11 protein-coding genes are annotated in these 20,515 nt (G+C 74.0%); 8 read left to right on the top strand and 3 right to left on the bottom strand.

Annotated elements, in window-relative coordinates; translation table 11 throughout:
- Positions 1-214: 214 nt before the first annotated feature.
- The 5 genes from OG500_RS34730 (at position 215) to OG500_RS34710 (ending at position 5,278) form a co-directional block, all read left to right on the top strand.
- On the top strand, positions 215-682 hold the full coding sequence (locus tag OG500_RS34730) for a VOC family protein (protein WP_329586148.1): 468 nt from the start codon (positions 215-217) through the stop codon (positions 680-682).
- On the top strand, positions 679-1,632 hold the full coding sequence (locus OG500_RS34725) for a hypothetical protein (protein ID WP_329586146.1): 954 nt from the start codon (positions 679-681) through the stop codon (positions 1,630-1,632). Before OG500_RS34730 ends, OG500_RS34725 begins: the two co-directional genes overlap by 4 nt.
- Positions 1,633-1,672: 40 nt before the next feature.
- Positions 1,673-2,716, top strand: a complete 1,044-nt coding sequence (locus OG500_RS34720; RefSeq protein WP_327070805.1) for a zinc-dependent alcohol dehydrogenase family protein — start codon at positions 1,673-1,675, stop codon at positions 2,714-2,716.
- An 80-nt stretch (positions 2,717-2,796) separates the two neighbouring features.
- On the top strand, positions 2,797-4,359 hold the full coding sequence (locus OG500_RS34715; RefSeq protein ID WP_329586140.1) for an acetolactate synthase large subunit: 1,563 nt from the start codon (positions 2,797-2,799) through the stop codon (positions 4,357-4,359).
- Positions 4,360-4,390: 31 nt separating this feature from the next.
- Complete coding sequence (locus OG500_RS34710; protein ID WP_329586137.1) at positions 4,391-5,278, top strand: NAD(P)-dependent oxidoreductase; 888 nt, start codon at positions 4,391-4,393, stop codon at positions 5,276-5,278.
- A 70-nt stretch (positions 5,279-5,348) separates the two neighbouring features.
- On the opposite strand, the gene OG500_RS34705 is transcribed toward OG500_RS34710, so the two are convergent.
- Entirely contained in the window at positions 5,349-6,581 is a 1,233-nt protein-coding gene (locus OG500_RS34705) for a cytochrome P450 family protein (RefSeq protein WP_327070802.1), read from the bottom strand.
- A gap of 543 nt (positions 6,582-7,124) precedes the next feature.
- On the opposite strand from OG500_RS34705, the gene OG500_RS34700 reads away from it, so the two are divergent.
- From OG500_RS34700 to OG500_RS34690, 3 genes are all read left to right on the top strand, one after another.
- Positions 7,125-8,699: a class I adenylate-forming enzyme family protein gene (locus OG500_RS34700; RefSeq protein ID WP_327070801.1), complete on the top strand. Its 1,575-nt coding sequence runs from the start codon at positions 7,125-7,127 to the stop codon at positions 8,697-8,699.
- A 72-nt stretch (positions 8,700-8,771) separates the two neighbouring features.
- Positions 8,772-9,998: a 5-aminolevulinate synthase gene (gene hemA, locus OG500_RS34695; RefSeq protein ID WP_329586134.1), complete on the top strand. Its 1,227-nt coding sequence runs from the start codon at positions 8,772-8,774 to the stop codon at positions 9,996-9,998.
- 55 nt (positions 9,999-10,053) lie between these two features.
- Positions 10,054-11,589, top strand: a complete 1,536-nt coding sequence (locus OG500_RS34690) for a long-chain-fatty-acid--CoA ligase (protein WP_329586131.1) — start codon at positions 10,054-10,056, stop codon at positions 11,587-11,589.
- 6 nt (positions 11,590-11,595) lie between these two features.
- Here the strand turns inward: OG500_RS34690 and OG500_RS34685 are convergent, their stop codons facing one another.
- Both OG500_RS34685 and OG500_RS34680 read right to left on the bottom strand, forming a co-directional pair.
- Positions 11,596-12,273 (bottom strand): response regulator transcription factor, encoded by a 678-nt coding sequence (locus OG500_RS34685; RefSeq protein ID WP_327070798.1) that lies wholly within the window; start codon positions 12,271-12,273, stop codon positions 11,596-11,598.
- Positions 12,274-12,437: 164 nt separating this feature from the next.
- Positions 12,438-20,504 carry a non-ribosomal peptide synthetase gene (locus tag OG500_RS34680; protein ID WP_329586125.1) on the bottom strand — a complete coding sequence of 2,689 codons (8,067 nt, stop codon included), beginning with the start codon at positions 20,502-20,504 and terminating at the stop codon, positions 12,438-12,440.
- Between the last annotated feature and the right edge of the window lie 11 nt (positions 20,505-20,515).

Genomic DNA, 20,515 nt, shown 5'->3' with positions numbered 1-20,515 from the left:
ATGGCGTCGCCGACTGGACCAGCGTCCGCCGGGAAAGCGACTTCGATATTGCCGGCGCGGGCCCGTGGGGTTGCCCGGCGCTTACGGCCGGGCAACCGCCGAGACTGCCACACCCGCGGACCGAGCAGTCCAACGGCTTACCAGACGGGACCCGCCATGCCATCAACGACCGGCCCCGGCCAGTCGCGCTGACACCCGGAAGGAAGACTCTGCCATGAATCAGCTGGTCACCCCGCGCATCCACCACCTGGGTGTGCAGACCGCGGACCTCGACAACTGCCTTGCCTGGTACCTGGAGTTCTTCGACGCCGAGCAGAAGTGGGAGCTGGACACGTTCTCCGAGCTCACCCTCAGCCGGCTGCCCGGGATCCGCCGTCTGATCGAGGTCGCCGCCGGTGACCTCCGCTTCCACCTCTTCGACCGCGCGGACCACGACGGCGTGCTGCCCGACGAGCGCGGCTTCCAGTTCCAGCACGCCTGCCTGCAGGTCGCCGAGCCGCAGGACCTCGAAACGGCGCGCCGGCGCTGGATCGAGCTGTACGAGTCGGGCCGCTACACCTTCGCCCGGCCCGACCTGCCCACCGAGATCGTCGTCGACTCCGACGGGGTCCACAGCCTCTACGTCTTCGACGTGAACGGCCTGGAGTACGAATTCACCTTCGTGCCGGAGGGCGACCGGTGAGCGGCTCGGGCGATTCCCTGCTCGCCGAGCAGACCGGGATCGGTGACTGGGACTTCGGCGACTTCCCCTACGGGCTGGAGCCGCTGGCGATGCCGGCGGCGGGCCACTCGCGGGCCACCGGCGCCACCCCGCCCGCGACCCTGTCCTGCGACCGCGACCTGACCCTGCTGCAGCTGCGCTTCCTGGCGGACGGCCGCCCGCTGGACCTGCCGGAGTCCACCCAGGAGCGCTCCGCCGACCAGCTCTTCTGGTTCCGCTGGATCACCGGCCACCAGGTCACCTTCCTCATCTGGCACCTGATGGGCCGTCTGATCGAGCAGGCCGGCCCGCAGCAGGAGCCGGAGCCGGCCGCGTTCGCCCGGCTGGAGGCCTACGCCTACGGCTACTGCGCGATGCTGCTCTACACCGGATCCTGCCCGCTCGACCTCTACCAGGACCTGATCAGGCCGCGGATGTTCCTCCAGCACCGCAGCTTCAGCGGCGCCTGGGCCTCCGACTACGCCCCGGTGCGCGGCCTGTTCCGGGGCCGCGGCCTGGCCCGGGGCAGCACCCCGCAGGCGGCCCGGCTGGCCCGGGCCGTGGAGACCAACAAGGTGATCCACGACGGCATCGCCGCCCGGCTGGTGCCCGGCGGCAAGTCGCTGCTGCAGCAGGCCATGCTGGGCCCGGCCGTGCGCCCCTCGGAGCGCACCGCACTGCTCTACGACAACTTCTTCATGACGCTGCGCGCCCCGGTGGACGAGGACGCCATCACCAGTCAACTGCTCCGCAGACTGCGGGCGGTGGCCCTCGACGTCGCCGCCAACGGCCTCTACCCGCTCGGCCTCGGCGGCGGGGAGCTGCCCGAGGAGCTGCGCCGCGCGGAGGTGACCGCCTGCGAGGAGCGGGTCGGCCTGACCCTGCACGAGGTAGGCGCGGCCTGCGTCGCCGACCCGCTCCCCTACCCGTGACCCGTGACACCTACGAGCAGCCGAGGAGAGGAGCGTCCGGATGCGCGCCGCCGTCTTCCAGGCCCCGCACGACATCCGCGTCGAGGAGGTGCCGGACCCGGCGGTCCGGCGGCCGGGTGACGCGGTGGTGCGGGTCCTGCTGTCCTGCATCTGCGGCACCGACCTGTGGGCCTACCGCGGCGTGGCCGACCGGCAGGCGGGCCAGCGGATCGGCCACGAGTTCCTCGGGGTGGTCGAGGAGATCGGCCCCGAGGTGACGGCCCTGGCCGTCGGCGACCTGGTGGTGGCACCCTTCGTCTGGCTGGACGGGGTGTGCGACTACTGCGCCGAAGGCCTGAGCACCTCGTGCGAGCAGGGCGGCTACTGGGGGGCACCGGGCGCCGACGGCGGGCAGGGCGAGGCGGTGCGGGTGCCGTACGCCGAGCGGACGCTGGTGCGCCTCCCGGCCGAGGCGGCCACCGACCGGCGGCTGCTCACCGCGCTGCTCACCCTGTCCGACGTGCTGGGCACCGGCCACCACGCCGCGCTCGGCGCCGGGGTGCGCCCCGGCTCGACGGTGGCGGTGGTCGGCGACGGCGCGGTCGGCCTGTGCGGCGTGCTCGCCGCCAAGCGACTGGGCGCCGAGCAGATCATCATGCTGGGCCGCCACCAGCAGCGCACCGACATCGCCCGCCGCTTCGGCGCCACCGACGTGGTCCCCGAGCGCGGCGAGGCCGCCGTCGAGGCGGTGCGCGAACTGACCCGCGGCCAGGGCGCCTGCGCCGTGCTGGAGGCCGTGGGCAGCGAGCAGTCCATGGCCACGGCGGTGCACATCGCCCGGGCCGGCGGCTCGATCGGCTACGTGGGCGTGCCGCACGGCAGCACCGCGGGCCTGGACCTGGAGCTGCTCTTCGACCGGAACATCGCGCTGCGCGGCGGCGTCGCCCCGGTGCGGACCTACATCCCGCAGCTGCTGCCGGACGTCCTCGCCGGAACGATCGACCCCTCGCCGGTCTTCGACCTCACGGTCGGCCTGGCGCAGCTGCCGCAGGGCTACCGGGCGATGGACGAGCGCACCGCCCTGAAGGTCCTGATCGAGCGCTGAGCCCTCGACGAACGGCGCTGGGAGCAGCGCACCGAACGCACCGAACGCACCGAACGCACCGAACGGAAACGAACGTGACAATGAGCGGCACCACCGGCGCGCACGCCGTCCTGCGGACCCTCGTGGACGGCGGCATCGACGTCTGCTTCAGCAATCCGGGCACCTCCGAGATGCACCTGGTGGCCGAGATGGTGGCCACACCCGAGATGCGCCTCGTGCTCTGCCTCTTCGAGGGGGTGGCGACCGGCGCGGCCGACGGCTACGGCCGGATGGCCGAGAAGCCCGCGGCCACGCTGCTGCACCTCGGCCCCGGGCTCGGCAACGGGGTGGCCAACCTGCACAACGCCCGCCGCGCCGGCACCGCGCTGGTGAACATCGTGGGCGATCACGCCACCTACCACCGGGCCTTCGACGCCCCGCTGAACTCCGACATCGCGGCGCTGGCCGGCGCGGTGTCGAAGTGGGTGGGCCGCCCGGAGAGCGCGGCGCGCGCCGGCGCCGACACCGCCGAGGCGATCGCCGCCGCCACCTCGGCCGTCGGCCACCTGCCGGGCGGGGTCGCCACGCTGATCCTGCCCTCCGACGTCTGCTGGTCGACGGGCGGGGCAGCCGCCCCCGTGCCCGCCCCCGCGCCCGCCCCGCTCGACGAGCAGGCCGTGGAGCGGGTCGCCAAGCTGCTGCTCGACACCGAGGGCTGCGTGCTGCTGGTGGGCGGTGCGAACATGCGCCGCGCCGGGCTGAACGCGGCCGGCCGGATCGCCGCCGCCACCGGGGCCGACCTGCTGGCCGAGAAGTCCCCGGCCCGCCACGAGCGCGGCGCGGGCATCCCGCGGCTCGACCGCCTGCCCTACCCGAGGGACCTGGCCGCGGCCCGGCTGGCCGGCGCCCGGCACCTGGTGCTGGCCGGCGCGCGCTCCCCCGTGGCGTTCTTCGCCTACCCCGGCCAGCCGAGCACCCTGCTGCCGGACGGCTGTGAGGTGCACGACCTGGGCAGCGACCCCGCCGCGCTGGCCCGGCTGGCCGAGCTGGTCGCCCCCCGCACCGCCCCGGTGGTGGCCGAGGCCGAGCGCCCCGGCCTGCCCAGCGGTGAGCTGACCGCCGAGAAGGCCGCCGCCGTGCTCGGGGCGCTGATGCCGGAGGGCGCGATCGTGGTGGACGAGGCGATCACCTCCGACCAGTGGCTGCCCGAGTACACCGCGGGCGCGCCGGTGCACGACTGGCTGAACATCACCGGCGGCTCGATCGGCATGGGGCTGCCGGTCGCCACCGGCGCGGCCGTCGCCTGCCCCGGCCGGCCGGTGATCAGCCTGGAGGCGGACGGCAGCGCGATGTACACCCCGCAGGCCCTGTGGACCCAGTCCCGCGAGGCGCTGGACGTCACCACCGTCATCTTCGACAACGCCTCCTACGCGATCCTGGACGGCGAACTGCGGCGCCTGGGCGCCTTCCAGGGCGCCGACGCCCAGCGCAGCAGGTCGCTGATCGACATCCCCGGGCTCGACTTCGTCGCGCTCGCGAGCGGCATGGGCGTGCCGGCCACCCGGGCCCGCACCGCCGAGGAGTTCACCGCCCAGCTCCGCCGGGCGCTGGCCGAACCCGGGCCGCACCTGATCGACGCCGTGGTGCCCCCGGTCTCCTCGTGACCGGCGGCACCCTTCCCCCCGAGGAGGCAGCATGACGCAGCGCCCCACCTTCCGTCAGATCTCCGTCCTGCCCGGCGTCTGGCCCTCGGCCGACCTGCTCGCGGCGCTCGAACCGCTGAGCCAGGCACCGCCGCTGGCGCTGGCCGAGTGGCCGCCGGCCGGGCCGGCGGAGCAGGCGTTCCACCGCACGGACGCCCTGCTGGCGGGCTGGAAGGACGTCCTGGACGCCGAGCTCCTCGGCCGGCTGCCCGCGCTGCGCTACCTCGGCCTGCGCGCCACCACCACCGGCCGGGTCGACCTGGCGTACACCGAGCGGCACGGCATCACGGTGGCGCCGATCTACGGCTACGGCGACGCCGGCACGGTGGAGTTCGTCGTCGAGCAGTTGCTCGCGCACGCCCGGCACGGCCTGAAGGGCCCGCACCCCGGCGAGCTGACGGGCAAGCGGCTGGGGCTGGTCGGTTACGGCCCGGTGGCCCGCAGCGTGGGCCGGGTCGGCCTGGCGCTGGGCATGGAGGTGGCCTTCCACACGCCCACCCCCCGCAGCACGGGCGCGGCGGAGCCCCGCTGGGCGCCGCTGGCCGAGGTGCTGGGCGGCTCGGACTTCCTGTCCTTCCACTCCCCCGCCTACCGGCACGTGGTCACCCCCGCGGAGCTGGCGCTGGTGCCCGCCACCGCCCTGGTGGTCGTCACCACGCTGGGCCTGCCGATGGCCGAACCCGCGCTGCGGCAGTGGCAGTCGCAGCGGGCCGGGCGCATCGTGCTGGACCTCTGCGCGGCCCACGCAGCGGCCGAGGAGACACTGCGGCTGCCCGGGGTCGAGGTGCACGACCTCTACGCGGCCCGCACCACCGAGTCGATCAAGCGGGCCGAGGCCCAGCTGGTGGAGAACCTCACCGCCGCGCTCCCCCGGCCGTAGCAGCCTGTGCAACGCCGTCGGCGGCACACCCCTCGGGGTGTGCCGCCGTCTGCGTGTTCCTGACGCCAGGTCAGCTCTCGGCCGGGCGCAGGATCACCGGCAGGGTCCGGTGCCCGTTGGTGATGAACGAGGCCAGCGGGATCAACTCCTCGTCGGCCAGCGCCATCTGCGGGAACCGCTCGAAGAGCGCGGGCAGCGCCACCGTGGCCTCCAGGCGGGCCAGCGCCGCGCCCAGGCAGAACTTCACGCCGTAACCGAAGGACACGTGCTCCTTGTTGGCCCGGGTGACGTCGAACTGCGCGGCGCTCTCGCCGTGCACCGTCGCATCGCGCCCGGCGGCCGCGTAGCCGACCAGGATCGCCTCGCCCTTGCGGATCAGCACGTCGCCGGCCTGGATGTCCTCCACCGCGAAGCGCAGCGGGATGTTCGCCACCGGGGCCTGGAGCCGCAGCGACTCCTCGACGACGTCGCTCCAGGTGGCCTGTCCGGAGCGGACCAGCGCCAGCTGCTCGGGGTGGCTCAGGAGCAGGTGGATGGAGTTGTCCAGCAGGTTGACGGTGGTCTCCAGGCCCGCGCTGATCAGCGCCATCAGGGTCTCCACCACCTCCTCCTGGCTGAGCGCGCTGCCGTCCTCCTCGTCGCGGACCGCGATCAGCGCGCTGGTCAGGTCGTCGCCCGGCTCCTTGAACTTGAGCGTGGCCAGCTCGACCAGGAGCCCGTAGAACCGCTCGCCGTTGGCCTGCGCGGCCTCCGGCGTGACGGTGGTGTCGAAGATCGTCTTCACGCAGACCCGCAGGTCGGGCATCCGCTCCTCGGGAACGCCGAGCAGGCTGCCGATCACCTGGATCGGGATCGCATAGGCGTAGCCCTCGCGCATGTTGGTGGCGGCACCGGCCGGGTTGGCCGCCAGCCCGTCCAGCAGCTCGGTGATGATGCCCTCGACCCGCGGGCGCAACGACTCGATCCGGCGGGCGGTGAAGGCGCCGGAGGCCAGCCGCCGCAGCCGGCGGTGGTCGGGGCCGTAGGCGGTGAACATGTTCTCGGCCGCCACCCAGACCATCAGCGACCAGTCCAGCGGGATCTCGCCGTTCTTGAAGGCGTCCCAGTGCTGCCGGGCGCTGCGGGAGACCAGCGGGTCGCCGAGCAGTTGCTTGACCAGTTGCTGGCTGCCCACCGCCCAGGCCTCCACGCCGCCGGGCAGCTCGACCTTGGCGACCGGCCCCTCCTTGAAGACGAGGCTGTTCTCGCCGTGGATGTCCTGACCACTGGGGTCCAACCGGTAGGGGCAGCGCGCTGTTTCCATCTTCGGTCTCCTGATGCGTTGTTCGAGTACAGCGGGAACGGTGATCTCGGGGCGCCGACGGCCGGGGTGGACCGGTCGGCAGCCTGATCGGCGCGCAGCTGGGGACGGGCCCGGATGCCGGGCCGACCTGCTTGCCCGGACGGGTGGTCGGCCGGCCGAGGGAGTGCCCGGCAGCCGGTCGCCGGGCCGCGGTGCGCGCGGGAGCCGGATGGCAGAGCGCCGCCGCGACGGGAAGGTGGCGGCAGGACAGGGGAGTTACGCGCGAATCATCTAAGCAGAATGCCGCCGGGAAGTCAGCGGTCCCCGATCGGGGTAGCCGATCGGGGCACCGGGGGGTGGCCGATCGGGTCCGCCGGTCGAGGCAGGGCTCCGACCTTCGGCTACGTCGTTCGCCCCTCCCGCCGGAGCCGGGTCCGCGGGAGGCTGAGGAAGATCGGCGTTCCGGCAAGGGCCCTGCGCCGATGGCGACTTCGGTGTGACCCCGGCACGACCTCGGCACCACGACGGCACCACGACGACGACGGCACGACGATGGAGACCCAGATGACAGAGACGGGCAGCGCAGCGCAGCAGCCGTCGGCGGCCGACTGCTACGCCTTGGACATCCTGTCCGCGCTCGGCGCCGCCCCCGAGCGGGTGGCCGTGCACTGGCGCGGCCGGGAGGTCCGGGCCGGCGCGCTCGCCCGCTCCGTGGTCGACACGGTGCAGACGCTGCGCAAGCTGGGCATCGGCCCCGGCACCACGGTGGCCGTCCTGGTGGCGCCGAACAGCCCGCTGATGCTCACCGTGCGCTGGGCCACCCATCTGCTGGGCGGCGCGGTGATGTACGTGCGCGGCACCAATCCCGGCTCCACCGCCTACGTGCTCTCCGCCGACGAGCAGCTGCGGATCCTGTTCGACGCCACCGCGCAGGTGCTGTTCACCGACGGGGAGAACGCCGACCGGGCGGCCGAGCTGGCGCAGCGCGCTCCGGGCCGCTTCACGGTGGCCGAGGGCGACAGCGCGCTGACGGACGAGGGCGGCGTCGCCTCGGCCGCCGAGCTGGTCGCGGAGCTCGGCGAGCTGCCGGTGCGCGACCCGCGGCAGTACGCGCTGGTCTCGTTCAGCAGCGGCAGCACCGGCAAGCCCAAGGGCGTCTGCATCACCACGGCGGTCAACGACGCCCGGGCCCGCGCCCTGCCGGCCGAGCCGGGCACCCGCCTGCTGGTCGCCACCCCGCTGGCCTTCGTGGTCGGCGGGATCGCGGACGCGGTGCTGCTGGCCGACGGAGTCGTCGTGCTGCACGAGGGCTTCGAGGCGGTTGCGGTGGCGCGGGCCATCGCGGAGCACGGCATCACCCTGACCTTCATGGCCACCCCGCACGTCTACCAGACCATGGCGGCCGTGCAGGCCGAGGGCACCGACCTGGCCTCGCTCAAGGCGCTGATCTACACCGGCGTCGCGGCGGCGCCCGCGAAGCTGGCGGAGGCGGTCCAGGTCTTCGGCCCGGTGCTGGTGCAGATGTACGGCAGCACCGAGGCGGGCGCGGTCAGCATCCTGCTGCCCGACGGCCACTACGACCCGCGGCTGCGGGCCACCGTGGGGCGCCCGCTGCCCGGTGTGGAGATCAGCGTCCGTGACGCGGAGTCGGGCGCGGAGCTGCCGGCCGGGGAGACCGGCGAGCTGTGGGTGCGCTCCGGCAGCCTGCTGGACGCCTACCTGGGCGACCCGGCGCTCACCGCGCGGACGCTGCGCGACGGCTGGTTCCTGACCGGCGACATCGGACGGCTCGACGAGGAGGGCCTGCTCTCGCTCGCCGACCGGATCGCCGACGTGGTGAAGATCGACGGCGTCAAGATCTACCCGGCCGCGGTGGAGCGCGAGATCGCCACCCTGGCGGGCGTCGCGAACGTGGCCGTCTACGGGGTCCGGGACCTGGACAACCTGGAGCACGTGCACGCCGCGGTGGCCCTGAAGCCGCAGGCGCGGCTGAGCCACGAGGAGATCCGCGCGCACGTCGGCGCCGCGCTCTCCGCCGCCCACGCCCCCGAGGAGACCCGCTTCCTCGACGAACTTCCGCTCGGCGTCTCCGGCAAGCCGGACAAGCGACTGCTGCGTGAGCTCTACCCGATCGTCTGAGCCGGCCCCTATGGGCGGCCCCTCTGAACGACACCCCCTTCGCGAGCACCCGGCAGAGAGCGAGTTGAGAACATGACCCAGCATCTGGACTTCTTCGCCGACGAGTTGGACAAGCTCGGTGACAACCGCCGGTCCTTCCTGGAGATCGGCCGGCGCGCCGGCCAGTTCCCCAGCGCAATGGCCCGCACCGGATCGCTCGGCCCCGGCCAGGAGGTCAGCGTCTGGTGCAGCAACGACTACCTCGGCATGGGGCAGAACCCCTCGGTACTGGAGGCCATCAAGGGCGCGGTCGACGCCTTCGGCGCCGGCTCCGGCGGTTCGCGCAACATCGGCGGGACCAACCACTACCACGTCCTGCTGGAGCAGGAGTTGGCCGAGCTGCACCGCAAGGAGGCGGCGCTGCTGTTCAGTTCGGGCTACTCGGCGAACGACGGCGCGCTGACCGTGCTGGCCGGCCGGATGCCCGGCACCCTGGTCTTCTCGGACGAGCTGAACCACGCCTCGATCATCGACGGCCTGCGGCACAGCGGCGCCGAGAAGCGGATCTTCCGGCACAACGACACCGCCCACCTGGCGGAGCTGCTGGCCGCCGCCGACCCCGAGCGGCCCAAGCTGGTGGTCACCGAGTCGGTCTACTCGATGTCCGGCGACATCGCCCCGCTGGCCGAGATCGCCGAGCTGGCCGCCCGCTACGGGGCGACCTCGTTCCTGGACGAGGTGCACGCGGTGGGCATGTACGGGCCCGAGGGCGCCGGCATCGCCGCCCGGGAGGGCATCGCGGACCGCTTCAACGTCATCATGGGCACCGTGGCCAAGGGCTACGGCACCGCGGGCGGCTACATCGCCGGCAACGCCGTGCTGGTGGAGGCGGTCCGCAGCTTCTCGCGGCCCTTCATCTTCACCACCTCGCTGGCTCCGGCACTGGCCGCCGGTGCGCTCGCCGCGGTCAAGCACCTGCGCGCGAGCGAGGTCGAGCGCGATCGGCTGCGGGAGAACGCGCTGCTGCTGCACCGGCTGCTGAACGAGCGGGGCATCCCGTTCGTCTCGCCGGACACCCACATCGTCTCGGTGCTGGTCCGCGAGGACCTGCTCTGCCAGCAGGCCTCCGCCCTGCTGCTGGAGCGGCACGGCATCTACGTCCAGTCGATCAACGCGCCCAGCGTGCGGACCGGTGAGGAGATCCTGCGGGTCACCCCGTCGGCCACCCACACCACCACCGACGTGGAGAAGTTCGCCGAGGCGCTGGACAGCATCTGGGACGAGCTGGCGCTGCCGCGCGAGGCGGTCACCGCCCGCTGACGGGCCGGCCGGCCCGCGGGTCGGCCGGCGCCCTCACCCACCGAAGGAGAGGCGCATGTCCCTGTCCCTGGCGGCCGTGCTGGCCGAGGCCGCGGCGCGGCGTCCGGAGCACCCCGCGCTCGTCTGCGGCGACCGGACGTACGACTACCGCACGCTCTGGCACCGGGCGCGGCAGTACGCCGCGGCGCTGGCCGCCGAGGGCGTGCGGCCCGGGGACCGGGTGGCGCTGCTGATCGGCAACCAGGTCGAGTTCCCGCTCGCCTACTTCGGCGCGCTCGCCCTCGGCGCCGTGGTGGTGCCGGTGAACGCGCTGCTGAAGGCGCGCGAGATCGAGTACGTGCTGCGCGACGCCGGCTGCCTCGCGCTGGTCTGCGCCGGTCCGCTGCTGCCCGAGGGGCGGGCGGCGGCCGCGGCGGCCGGGGTGCGCCTGCTGACCGTGGACGCCGCCCCGGAGCCCGGCGCGAGCAGCCTCGCGGAGCTCGCCGAGCGCTGCGAGCCCGTCGAGCGCCTGGTGCCCCGCGAGCCGGGGGACCTCGCGCTGGTGCTGTACACCTCCGGCACCACCGGGCACCCCAAGGGCGCGATGCTGACGCACCTGAACGTCACGCTGAACGTGACCATCGGGATGGAGTCCCCCTTCGACCTGCGGGCCGGGGACGTGCTGCTGGGCTGCCTGCCGCTGTTCCACACCTTCGGCCAGATCTGCGGCATGGCCACCTGCTTCCGGGCCGGCGCCACCCTGGTGCTGATGGAGCGCTTCGAGGCGCCGCGCGCCCTGGCGCTCATGGCGGAGCACGGCTGCACCGTGCTGATGGGCGTGCCCACGATGCTGCTGGGCCTGCTCGACGCGGCGGAGCAGGACGCCCGCCGCCCGCCGCTGGACCGCGTCTTCAGCGGCGGCTCGGCGCTGCCCGTGCCGGTCCTGGAGCGGTTCGAGGAGGTCTTCGGCTGCCGGATCTACGAGGGCTACGGCCTGACCGAGACCTCGCCCGTGGTCGCCTACAACCAGCCCGCCTGGCCACGGCGGGCCGGCACGGTGGGGCGGCCGATCTGGGGGGTCGAGGTGGAGATCGCCCGGGCCGGGCTGGAGGGCCGGATCGAGCTGCTGCCCACGGGCGAGGTGGGCGAGATCGTGGTGCGCGGCCACAACGTGATGGCCGGCTACCTGGGCCGGCCCGAGGCCACCGCCGAGGTGCTGGTGGACGGCTGGTTCCGCTCCGGCGACCTGGGCGTGAAGGACAAGGACGGCTGCCTGTCGGTCGTCGACCGCAAGAAGGACATGGTGCTGCGCGGCGGGTACAACGTCTACCCGCGCGAGGTCGAGGAGGTGCTGGTGCGCCACCCCGCCGTCGCCGAGGTGGCGGTGATCGGGGTGCCGCACGAGCGGCACGGCGAGGAGGTCTGCGCGGTGGTGCGCACCCGGCCCGGCGCCGAGCCCGGACCCGGGCTCGGCGCGGAGCTCATCGCCTGGAGCAAGGAGCGGCTGGCCGCCTACAAGTACCCCCGGCTGGTCGAGTTCGTGGACGCCTTCCCGCTCGGTCCCAGCGGCAAGATCCTCAAGCGGGAGCTGCGGACGGCTCTGCTCGGCTGAACGGGTTCACACCGGCAGCAGCCCCACGTCCCTGGCCCGGACCGCGGCGAGCGTGCGGTTGGGGCAGTTCAGCTTGGCCAGGATGTTGCCCACCAGCCGCTTCACCCCGTGCTCGGAGATCAGCAGCCGCCGGGAGACCTGCTTGTTGCTCAGGCCGTCCGCGACCAGCCGCAGCACCTGCAGCTCCCGGGGCGTCAGCGCGGCCCCGGCCGGGACCGGCTGCGGCGGGCCGGCCTGCGGCACCCGCGCCGCCCGCATGACCAGCCGCTGGGCCAGGCTCGCCGACACGTAGAACTTGCCCGCCATGACGTCGCCGACCGCGTCCGCGAGGGTCCGCGGCTCCAGCTCCGACCAGTCCAGGAAGCCCTGCGCGCCGCAGGCCGCCATCCACGGCGCGTCCAGCGCGTCCGGCCCGTCGACCAGCAGCAGCAGGCCGGGTCCGTCCTCGCAGAGCCCGCGCACCGCGTCGCGGGTGTGCTCGGGCTCCAGGTCGGCCGCCGCCGCGAGCAGGAGGTCCAGCCGCTCCCCCTCGCACCCGTGGATGGAGTCGCCGCCGAAGCCCAGATGGCGCACCGAGGCGGTGCGGACGGTCGAGCGGAGCATGCCCTCGATGCCGTAGCGGTGAATCGTCTTCTTGATGACCAGGGCGATGCGCTCCCCGGCATCGATCGCCTGACTCGCCAATGTGAGGCTCCTTCGGGTGGTTCTGGGTGGTTCGCTGATCCGAGTGGATCGCTGCTCGGTGGATCGTGGGTCGTGACGGTGGTCGTGACGGTCGTGGTGTCCGTGACGGTGGTGCTGCGGCCGGCCGCGGTCCCGGTGCGGCCCGGGACCGCGGCCGGGTCGGGCTACCCGGCCTGCTGCGACAGCAGGGCCACCTCGGAGTCCGGGGTGGCCACGACCTCCCGCAGCAGCCGCTCGTAGGCCCGTGCCAGGCGCTCGGCCGTGCCGGGCGCGAAGAGGTCGGTGCTGTACTCCAGGTAGCCGTGCAGGCCCTCCTCCCCCTCCTGGGCCACCAGGTTGAGGTCGTAGCGCGTGGTGCCGGAGTCGAAGGCCAGCGGGTGGACCGCGAGTGCACCCGGCCCGCCGGCGCCGCCGGTGGCCGCCGCGGTGCCCGGCAGCAGGTTGAACACCACCTGGCAGAGCGGTGGGTGGGCCGGGTCGGGTGCCGGTGCCAACTCCCGGACCAGGTCGGCGAAGGGCAGGTCCTTGTGCTCGTGGGCCTCGGCCGTCACCTGCCTGACCTGCGCCAGCAGCTCGGTGAAGGTGCGGTGCCCGGCCGGGTCCAGCCGCAGCACCAGGGTGTTGACGAAGTAGCCCACCAGCTGGTCCAGTTCGGCCCTCGGCCGGTTGGTGACCGCGGTGCCGATCGCCAGCTCGCTGCCCCGGCCCGGCTCGGTGTGCGCGCCGAGCAGCACGGCGAAGGCCGAGAGCAGCAGCTGGTACAGCGTGGCGCCGTGCTCCTTGGCCAGCTGCCGGAGCCCGCCGAGCAGGTCGAGCGGCACCCCGAAGGCGACCGAGGCGCCCTGGTAGGACTTCACCTCGGGGCGCGGGTAGTCGGTGCGCAGTGCCAGGCAGCCCGGCAGTCCGGCCAACTGCCGCCGCCAGTAGTCCTGCTGGCGGTCGAGCTCGGCCGCGTCCAGGACGCCGCGCTGCCAGCGGGCGAAGTCGGTGTACTGCAGCGGCAGCGGTGCCAGGCCCGGCTCCTCGCCCTGGCTGAACGCCTGGTAGAGGCTGAGCAGTTCGCTCAGCACCAGGTTGACCGACCAGCCGTCGAAGACACCCCAGGGCCGGCTGAGCACGGCGATGTGCTCCTCCTCGCCCAGCGCCAGCAGGTGGGCCCGGAGCTGGTGGTGGCCCTGCGGGGCGAAGGGGCGGGCCCGCTCGGCCCGCAGCCACGGCTGCACGGCCGCCGGCTCGACCGGCAGGACGTCGACCGTGAAACCGTCGACCGGGTGCACGCGTTGGGTGACGCCCGACGCGCGCACCAGGTAGCCGGTGCGCAGCACGGCGTGGCGTTCGACCAGGGCCCGCACGGCGCGCGCGTAGGCCTCGCGGTCCAGTCGGCCCTCGATCCGGAAGGCCATCTGCACGTTGTCGTGCGCGGCACCCAGGTGGGCGGGCCGGTTCAGGAACCACAGGTCGCTCTGCTGCAGGGCCAGCGGCGCCTCCTCGTCCGCCTGTCCGGCGGCGGGCAGCAGTGGCACGCTCTCCCGCTCGGCGGGCGCCGCCTGCTCCAGCGCCCGGGCCATCCGCTCCACCGTGGCCCCGGTGAGGACCAGTTGGAGCGGCAGCTCCGCGCCGGTCTCCTGCCGGGCCCGCAGGGTGAGCCTGGTGGCCAGCAGCGAGTGCCCGCCGAGGTCGAGGAAGCTGTCGCGCACCCCGACCCGGCTCAGCCCGAGCAGCTCCGCGATGATCCGGCACAGGGTGCGCTCGGCCACGGTGCGCGGGGCGAGGTAGACCTGCTGGGCCAGGTCGCTCTCGGCCGGTGCGGGCAGCGCCCGCTTGTCGATCTTGCCGTTGGGCGTGACCGGCAGCTCGTCCAGCACCACGAGGACGCCGGGGACCATGTAGTGCGGCAGCCGCCCGGCCAGGTACTCCTTGAGCCGCCGGGCCAGTTCCGGGCCGCCCGCGGCGCCTTCGCCGCCCGCGCTGCCTTCGCCGTCCTCGCTGTGCTTGCCGTCCTCGCCGTCCTCGCCGTCCTGCTCCGCGAGCCACTGCGGCGCGGGGCTCAGGTAGCCGACCAGCGAGACGGCCTCCGCCGACCCGCGCGGCACCACCACGGCCGCGCCCACCGCGGGGTGGCCGAGCAGCGCGCTCGCGATCTCGTCCGGCTCGACGCGGAAGCCGCGCACCTTGACCTGGTCGTCCGCGCGGCCGAGGTAGTCGAGCACGCCGTCGGAGCGCCACCTGACCAGGTCGCCGGTGCGGTACATTCGCGCGCCGGGGGTGAAGGGGTCGGCCACGAAGCGCTCGGCGGTCAGCTCCGGGCGGTCGAGGTAGCCGCGGGCCAGGCCCTCGCCCGCGATGTACAGCTCGCCGGCCGCGCCCGTCGGCGCCAACCGCAGCGCCGGATCCAGCACGTACACCCGGGTGTTGTCGACCACCGAGCCGATCGGCACGCCGGTGGCCTCCGGCTCCGCGCGGTACTGCCAGGCGGTGACGGCGCCGGCCTCGGTGGGCCCGTAGCCGTTGAACAGCTCCACCGCGGGCAGGGCCCGCGCGAGCCGTTCGGCCAGCTCCACGGGCAGCGCCTCGCCCACGGCCTCCACCCGGCGCAGCTCGGTGCAGTGGGCCGCGTCCGGCTCGGCGAGGAAGGCGGCGAGCATGGACGGCGCGAAGTAGACGTCGGTGACCCGCTGTTCACGGATCAGCCGGGCCAGGTAGGCCGGGTCCCGGTGGCCGTCCGGACGGGCGATCACCAGCGCGCCACCGACCTGGAGCGGCCAGAACAGCTCCGGCACCGAGATGTCGAAGCCGACCGAGGTCTTCAGCAGCAGTCGCCCCTGTTCGCCCAGGCGGTAGCGGCGCTGGTTCCAGGCCAGCCAGTTCGTCCCGGACCGGTGCGGGACCATCACGCCCTTGGGCCGGCCGGTGGAGCCGGAGGTGTAGAGCACGTACGCGGTGTGCTCGCCGGTCACCGCGACACCGGGGTCGGTGCCGGGCCGCCCGGCGGTGTCCGGCAGCTCCTGGTCCAGCACGAGCAGCGGCTTGCAGTCGGCGAAGATGCCGTCCACCCGCTCCTGCGGCAGGTCGGGCTCGATCGGCAGGTACGCAGCCCCCGTCTTGAGCACCGCGTAGACGGCGGTCACCAGCTCGACGGAGCGCGGCAGCCTTATCGCCACCAGCTGCTCGGGGCCGGCGCCCTGCTCGATCAGCCAGTGCGCGAGCCGGTTGGCGCGCGCGTTGAACTCCGCGTAGCTGAGCTCCTGGTCCTCGAAGACCAGCGCGGTCCGCTCCGGGGTGCGCGCCACCTGCGCCTCGAAGGCGGCCGTCAGGGTCGGCTCGGCCGCCCGGTGCGCGGCGCCCCGCCACTCGGTCAGCAGCCGGTGGCGCTCGGCGGCGGGCAGCACGTCGATGTCCAGCGCCGCGGTGCGGTCGCCGTCGCCCTCGGCCAGCGCGGCGACGATCCCGGCGAGCGCGCGCTCGACGTGGTCGGCGAGCGCCTCGGGGAGCACCGCGCCGTCCACCTGGACCTCCAGCGACAGTTCGCTGCCGAAGTCGTCGAGCGAGACGGTGACCGGGTAGTTGATCGCGTCCCCGGCCGCCAGGAAGCGCACCCCGGCGTCGTTGATGGTGGGCGCGGGCTCGGCACCGCCGCCGGGCTCGAAGTGCCGGAAGTTGACCACCGCGCTGAACAGCGGCGCGTCGCCCGCCATCCCGCTGCAGCGCTGCGCCAGGCTCAGCGGGCTCTGCTCGTGGACGATCAGGTCGCGCAGCCCGGCGTCCACCTCGGCGATCAGCTCGTGCACCGTGCGGCCGGCCAGCCTGGCCCGCAGCGGCAGCGTGTTGATGAAGTTGCCGAGCATCCGCTCCACCCCGGGCACGCCCTGCAGGCGGCCGGAGAGCACGGCGCCGAAGACCACGTCGTCGCGCCCCGCGGCGGCGGCCACCACGCACGCCCAGGCGGCGTGGAAGAGGCAGGCCGGGCTCAGCCGCAGGCGCCGGCCCTGCGCGCGCAGCTCCTCGGTGAGCGGGGCGGGCAGCGTGCGGCGCAGCTGGCGCACCCGGCTGCCGTTGCCGCGCACGTCGGTCAGGCCGAACGGCGTGGTCGGCTCGGTGAGGTCGCCGAGCACGCCGCGGAAGTACTCCGTGACCGCCTCGGGCTCCTGGTGCCGCAGGGTGTGCGCGACGAAGTCGCGGTAGGGCGCGGGCGGTGCCAGCAGCCCGGTGCGGCCCGCCAGGTGCAGGCCGAGCTCTTCGAGGGTGAGCCGCAGCGAGGTGGCGTCCTCGATCAGGTGGTGGGCGTTGAGCAGCAGGTAGCGGCGCGGCGATCCCGGGTCCTCGGCGACCAGCAGCCGCAGCAGCGGGGCGCGCTCCAGCGGCATCCGGCCGAAGGCGTTCAGCAGGGCGCGGGCCTGCTGCTCGGCGTCCTCGCCGGGCTCCAGCAGCACGCGCTGCACGGGCAGTTCGGCGGTGCGGTGCACCACCTGCACGGGCGCGGGCAGGCCGCTGGTGAGCACGGCGGTGCGCATCACGTCGTGCCGGTCGATCACCGCCTGCAGCGCCCGGGTGAACGCGGTGCAGGCGGCCTCGTCCTCGGCGACGTAGAGGGTGGAGACCAGGTACGGGTCCTGGTCCGGGTCCATCAGGTGGTGGAAGAGGATGCCCTCCTGGGTGGAGACCAGCGGGTAGACGTCCTGGATGTTCGGCGCGCCGCCGGGCACCGCGGCCACGATCGCGTCGAGCTGCTGCCGGCTCAGGTCGATCAGCGGGAGCAGCTCGGGGGTGAGCTCCTCGCACCCCGGCGGGATCAGGTTCGGCGGGGCGGTGTACTGCGCCACGGCCTCGTCCTGGTCGATCCGGGCCGCCAGCTCCGCGAGCGTGCCGGCGCCGAACACGGCGCGCACGGTGGTCCGCCGGCCGAGCTCGCCGAGCCTGGCCAGCAGCACGGTGATCAGCAGCGAGTGGCCGCCCAGGGCGAAGAAGTTGTCCTCGGCGCCGATCCGGGCCTCGTCGAAGCCCAGCAGCTCGGCCCAGAGACCGGCCAGCAGCCGCTCGGTCGGGGTGCTCGGGGCGGTGTAGGCACGCTGGGCGAAGGCGTCGATGCCGGGGGCGGGCAGCGCCTTGCGGTCGAGCTTGCCGTGCGCGGTGACGGGCAGCTCGGGCAGCGTCACGAAGGCGCTGGGCACCATGTACTCGGGCAGCGCGCGCTCCAGGTGGCGCACCAGCTCGGCCCGGAGTCCGGCGGCGGCGGAATCGGAAGCGGCCGGCTCGGCGGCGCCCTGGTCGGTCAGCACGGTGTACGCCACCAGCCGGCGGTTGCCCGGCTGGTCCTCCCGCACCAGCACCGCGCACGAGGCCACCGCCGGGTGCTCGGCCAACCGGTGCTCGATCTCGCCCAGTTCGATCCGGAAGCCGCGCAGCTTGACCTGGTCGTCGGCCCGGCCGAGGTACTCCAGGGTGCCGTCCGGCAGCCACCGTGCCAGGTCGCCGGTGCGGTACATCCGCGCGTCCGGGCCCTCGCCGAAGGGGTCGGGCACGAACCGCTCGCGGGTCAGCTCCGGCTGGTGCAGGTAGCCGCGGGCCAGGCCGGCGCCCGCGATGTACAACTGTCCGACGCACCCGATGCCCTGCGGCTCCAGCGCCTCGTTCAGCACGTGCAGCCGGATGTTCTGGATCGGCCGCCCGATCGGGACCAGGCGCGGCTGCGGCCCGGCCGGCACCGGCCAGTAACTGACGTCCACGGCAGCCTCGGTGGGGCCGTAGAGGTTGTGCAGCGGCGCGCTGTGGCGCTCGTGGTGCCGGGCGCAGAGATCCGGCGGCAGCGCCTCGCCGCTGCAGAACACCTGCCGCACCGAGGTGCACCGGGACCAGCCGGGCTCGGCCACCATCGAGCGCAGCATCGAGGGCACGAAGTGCAGCGTGGTGACGCCGAACCGCTGGACGGCCTCCACCAGGTAGCCGGGGTCCTGGTGGCCGCCCGGCTCGGCGACGGCCAGCCGGGCGCCGGACAGCAGCGGCCAGAAGAACTCCCAGACCGAGACGTCGAAGCTGAACGGCGTCTTCTGCAGCACGACGTCGTGCTCGGTCAGGCGGTACTCGTGCTGCATCCACTCGATCCGGTTGACCGCCGCCCGGTGCTCGATCATCACGCCCTTGGGGCGCCCGGTGGAGCCGGAGGTGTGGATGACGTACGCCAGGTGCTCCGAGGTCAGGCCCAGCTCCGCCGCCGGGAGGTTCTCCTCGCGGCCTGCGGCGGGAGACGGACCGTCACCGTCGGCGCCCAGGATCCGGCCGTCGGGGTGCAGGACGACCAGCGAGGCCGCCGCCAGCGGCTCGGTGTCCAGCCCCGGCTGGGTGAGCACCACCCGGGTGCCCGAGTCGGCGATCAGCTCGGCGATCCGGGCGGCCGGGTGGGCGGGGTCGATCGGCAGATAGGCGCCGCCGGCCTTGAGGCTGCCCAGGATGCCGGCCACCATCTCGGCCGAGCGCCGCGCGCACAGGCCGACCAGCCCGTCCGGCCCGATCCCGCGGTCGCGCAGCGCGTGGGCGATCCGGTTGGCCCAGGCGTTGAGTTCGGCGTAGCTCCAGGAGCGGTCGTCCTCGACCAGCGCGATGCGCTCCGGGTGGCGCGCCACCGCGTCCTCGAAGAGCTGGTGCAGGCAGCGGTCGGCCGAGAACGGGCGCGCGGTGTCGTTCCAGGTCTCCAGGACCTGGCGCCGCTCGGCCGCCCCGATCATGCCGAGCCGGGACAGCCGCGCCGTCGGGTCGGCCGCGATGGCGGCCAGCAGCTCGGTGTAGTGGCCGATGAAGCGGGTGATGGTGGACCGGTCGAACAGGTCGGTGTTGTACTCGACGGTGCCCACCAGGCCGTCGGGTGTCTCCCGCAGGTCGAGCGTGAGGTCGAACTTGGTGACGCCGGCGTCCGACTCGATCGCGGACAGCTCCAGCCCGCCCAGCCGGGCCACCCGCTCGGTCTGCGCCTGCTGGAGCACGAACATGGTCTGGAAGACGGGCGAGTGGCTGAGGCTGCGCTCCAGCTGGAGCGCGTCCACCACGGCCTCGAACGGCACGTCCTGGTGCTCGTAGGCGGCCAGCGCCGTCCGCTTCACCTGGGCGAGCAACTCGGGGAAGGCCGGGTCGCCGGAGAGGTCGGCGCACATCACCAGGGTGTTGGCGAAGAAGCCGATCAGCCCCTCCAGCTCCAGCCGGTTGCGGCCCGCCACCACGGTGCCGACCGCCACCTCGGGCTGGTCGGTGTAGCGGTGCAGCACGATGCTGTAGGCCGCCAGCAGCGTCATGTACAGGGTGGCATCGTGCTCCTCGGCGACCCGGCGCAGCCGCTGCAGCAGCTCGGCCGGGCACTGCAGGCTCTCGCGCGCCCCCCGGTAGGTCTTGACCGCCGGGCGCTCCCGGTCGGCGGTCAGCGACAGCCGCGGCTCGACGCCCGCCAACTGCTGCTTCCAGTAGGTGACCTGGCGCTCCTGCAGACCCTCGGCCAGCCGCCCGCGCTGCCAGTGGGCGAAGTCCGCGTACTGGACGGGCAGCGGGGCGAGCGGGTCGGGCAGCCCCGCGTGGAACGCGCCGTACAGGGCGGTGACGTCCCGGATCAGCACGCCCACCGACCAGCCGTCCGAGACGCCGTGGTGCATCGTCACCAGCAGCACGTGGTCCTGCTCGGCCAGTCGCAGCAGCCGGATCCGGATCAGCGGGTCGTGCTCCAGGTCGAACGGCGCGGCGGCCTCCTGCCGGCAGAGCTCCGTCAGCTCGGCCGGGTCGGCCAGCTCCTCCTCGGCGACCGTGATCCCGCCGCCGTCGCCGATCCGCTGGTACGGCACGCCGTCGCGCTCCACGAAGCGGGTGCGCAGCGCCTCGTGCCGCTGCACCACGGCCGCCAGCGCGCGCAGCAGCGCCGGGCGGTCCAGGCTGCCGCGCAGCCGCACCGCCATCGGGATGTTGTAGGCGGCGCTGGAGCCGTCCAGCTGTGCCAGGAACCAGAGCCGCTGCTGGGTGAAGGAGAGCCGCACCGGCTCCTCGGCGGAGCGGGGCAGCCGCGGGATGGTGTCCAGCGCGTCGAGCACGTCCAACGGGCCGGGCCGCTCGGGCGCGTCGAGGCCGTCGAGCCGGTCGAGCGCCGCGAGGTCGACGCCCTGCTGCCGGAGCAGCGCCACCAGCGCGCGCCGGCGCTTGGCGGGCAGCGAGCGGATCCGCTGGACCAGGTCCGGCCCGGTGGACTGACTGGTGGTGCTCATCGTGGTCCCCT

The sequence above is a fragment of the Kitasatospora sp. NBC_01250 genome (assembly GCF_036226465.1).
Taxonomy (GTDB): domain Bacteria; phylum Actinomycetota; class Actinomycetes; order Streptomycetales; family Streptomycetaceae; genus Kitasatospora.
The sequence above is the reverse complement of the archived record's forward strand: the minus strand, read 5'-3'. Positions and strand labels throughout refer to the sequence as shown.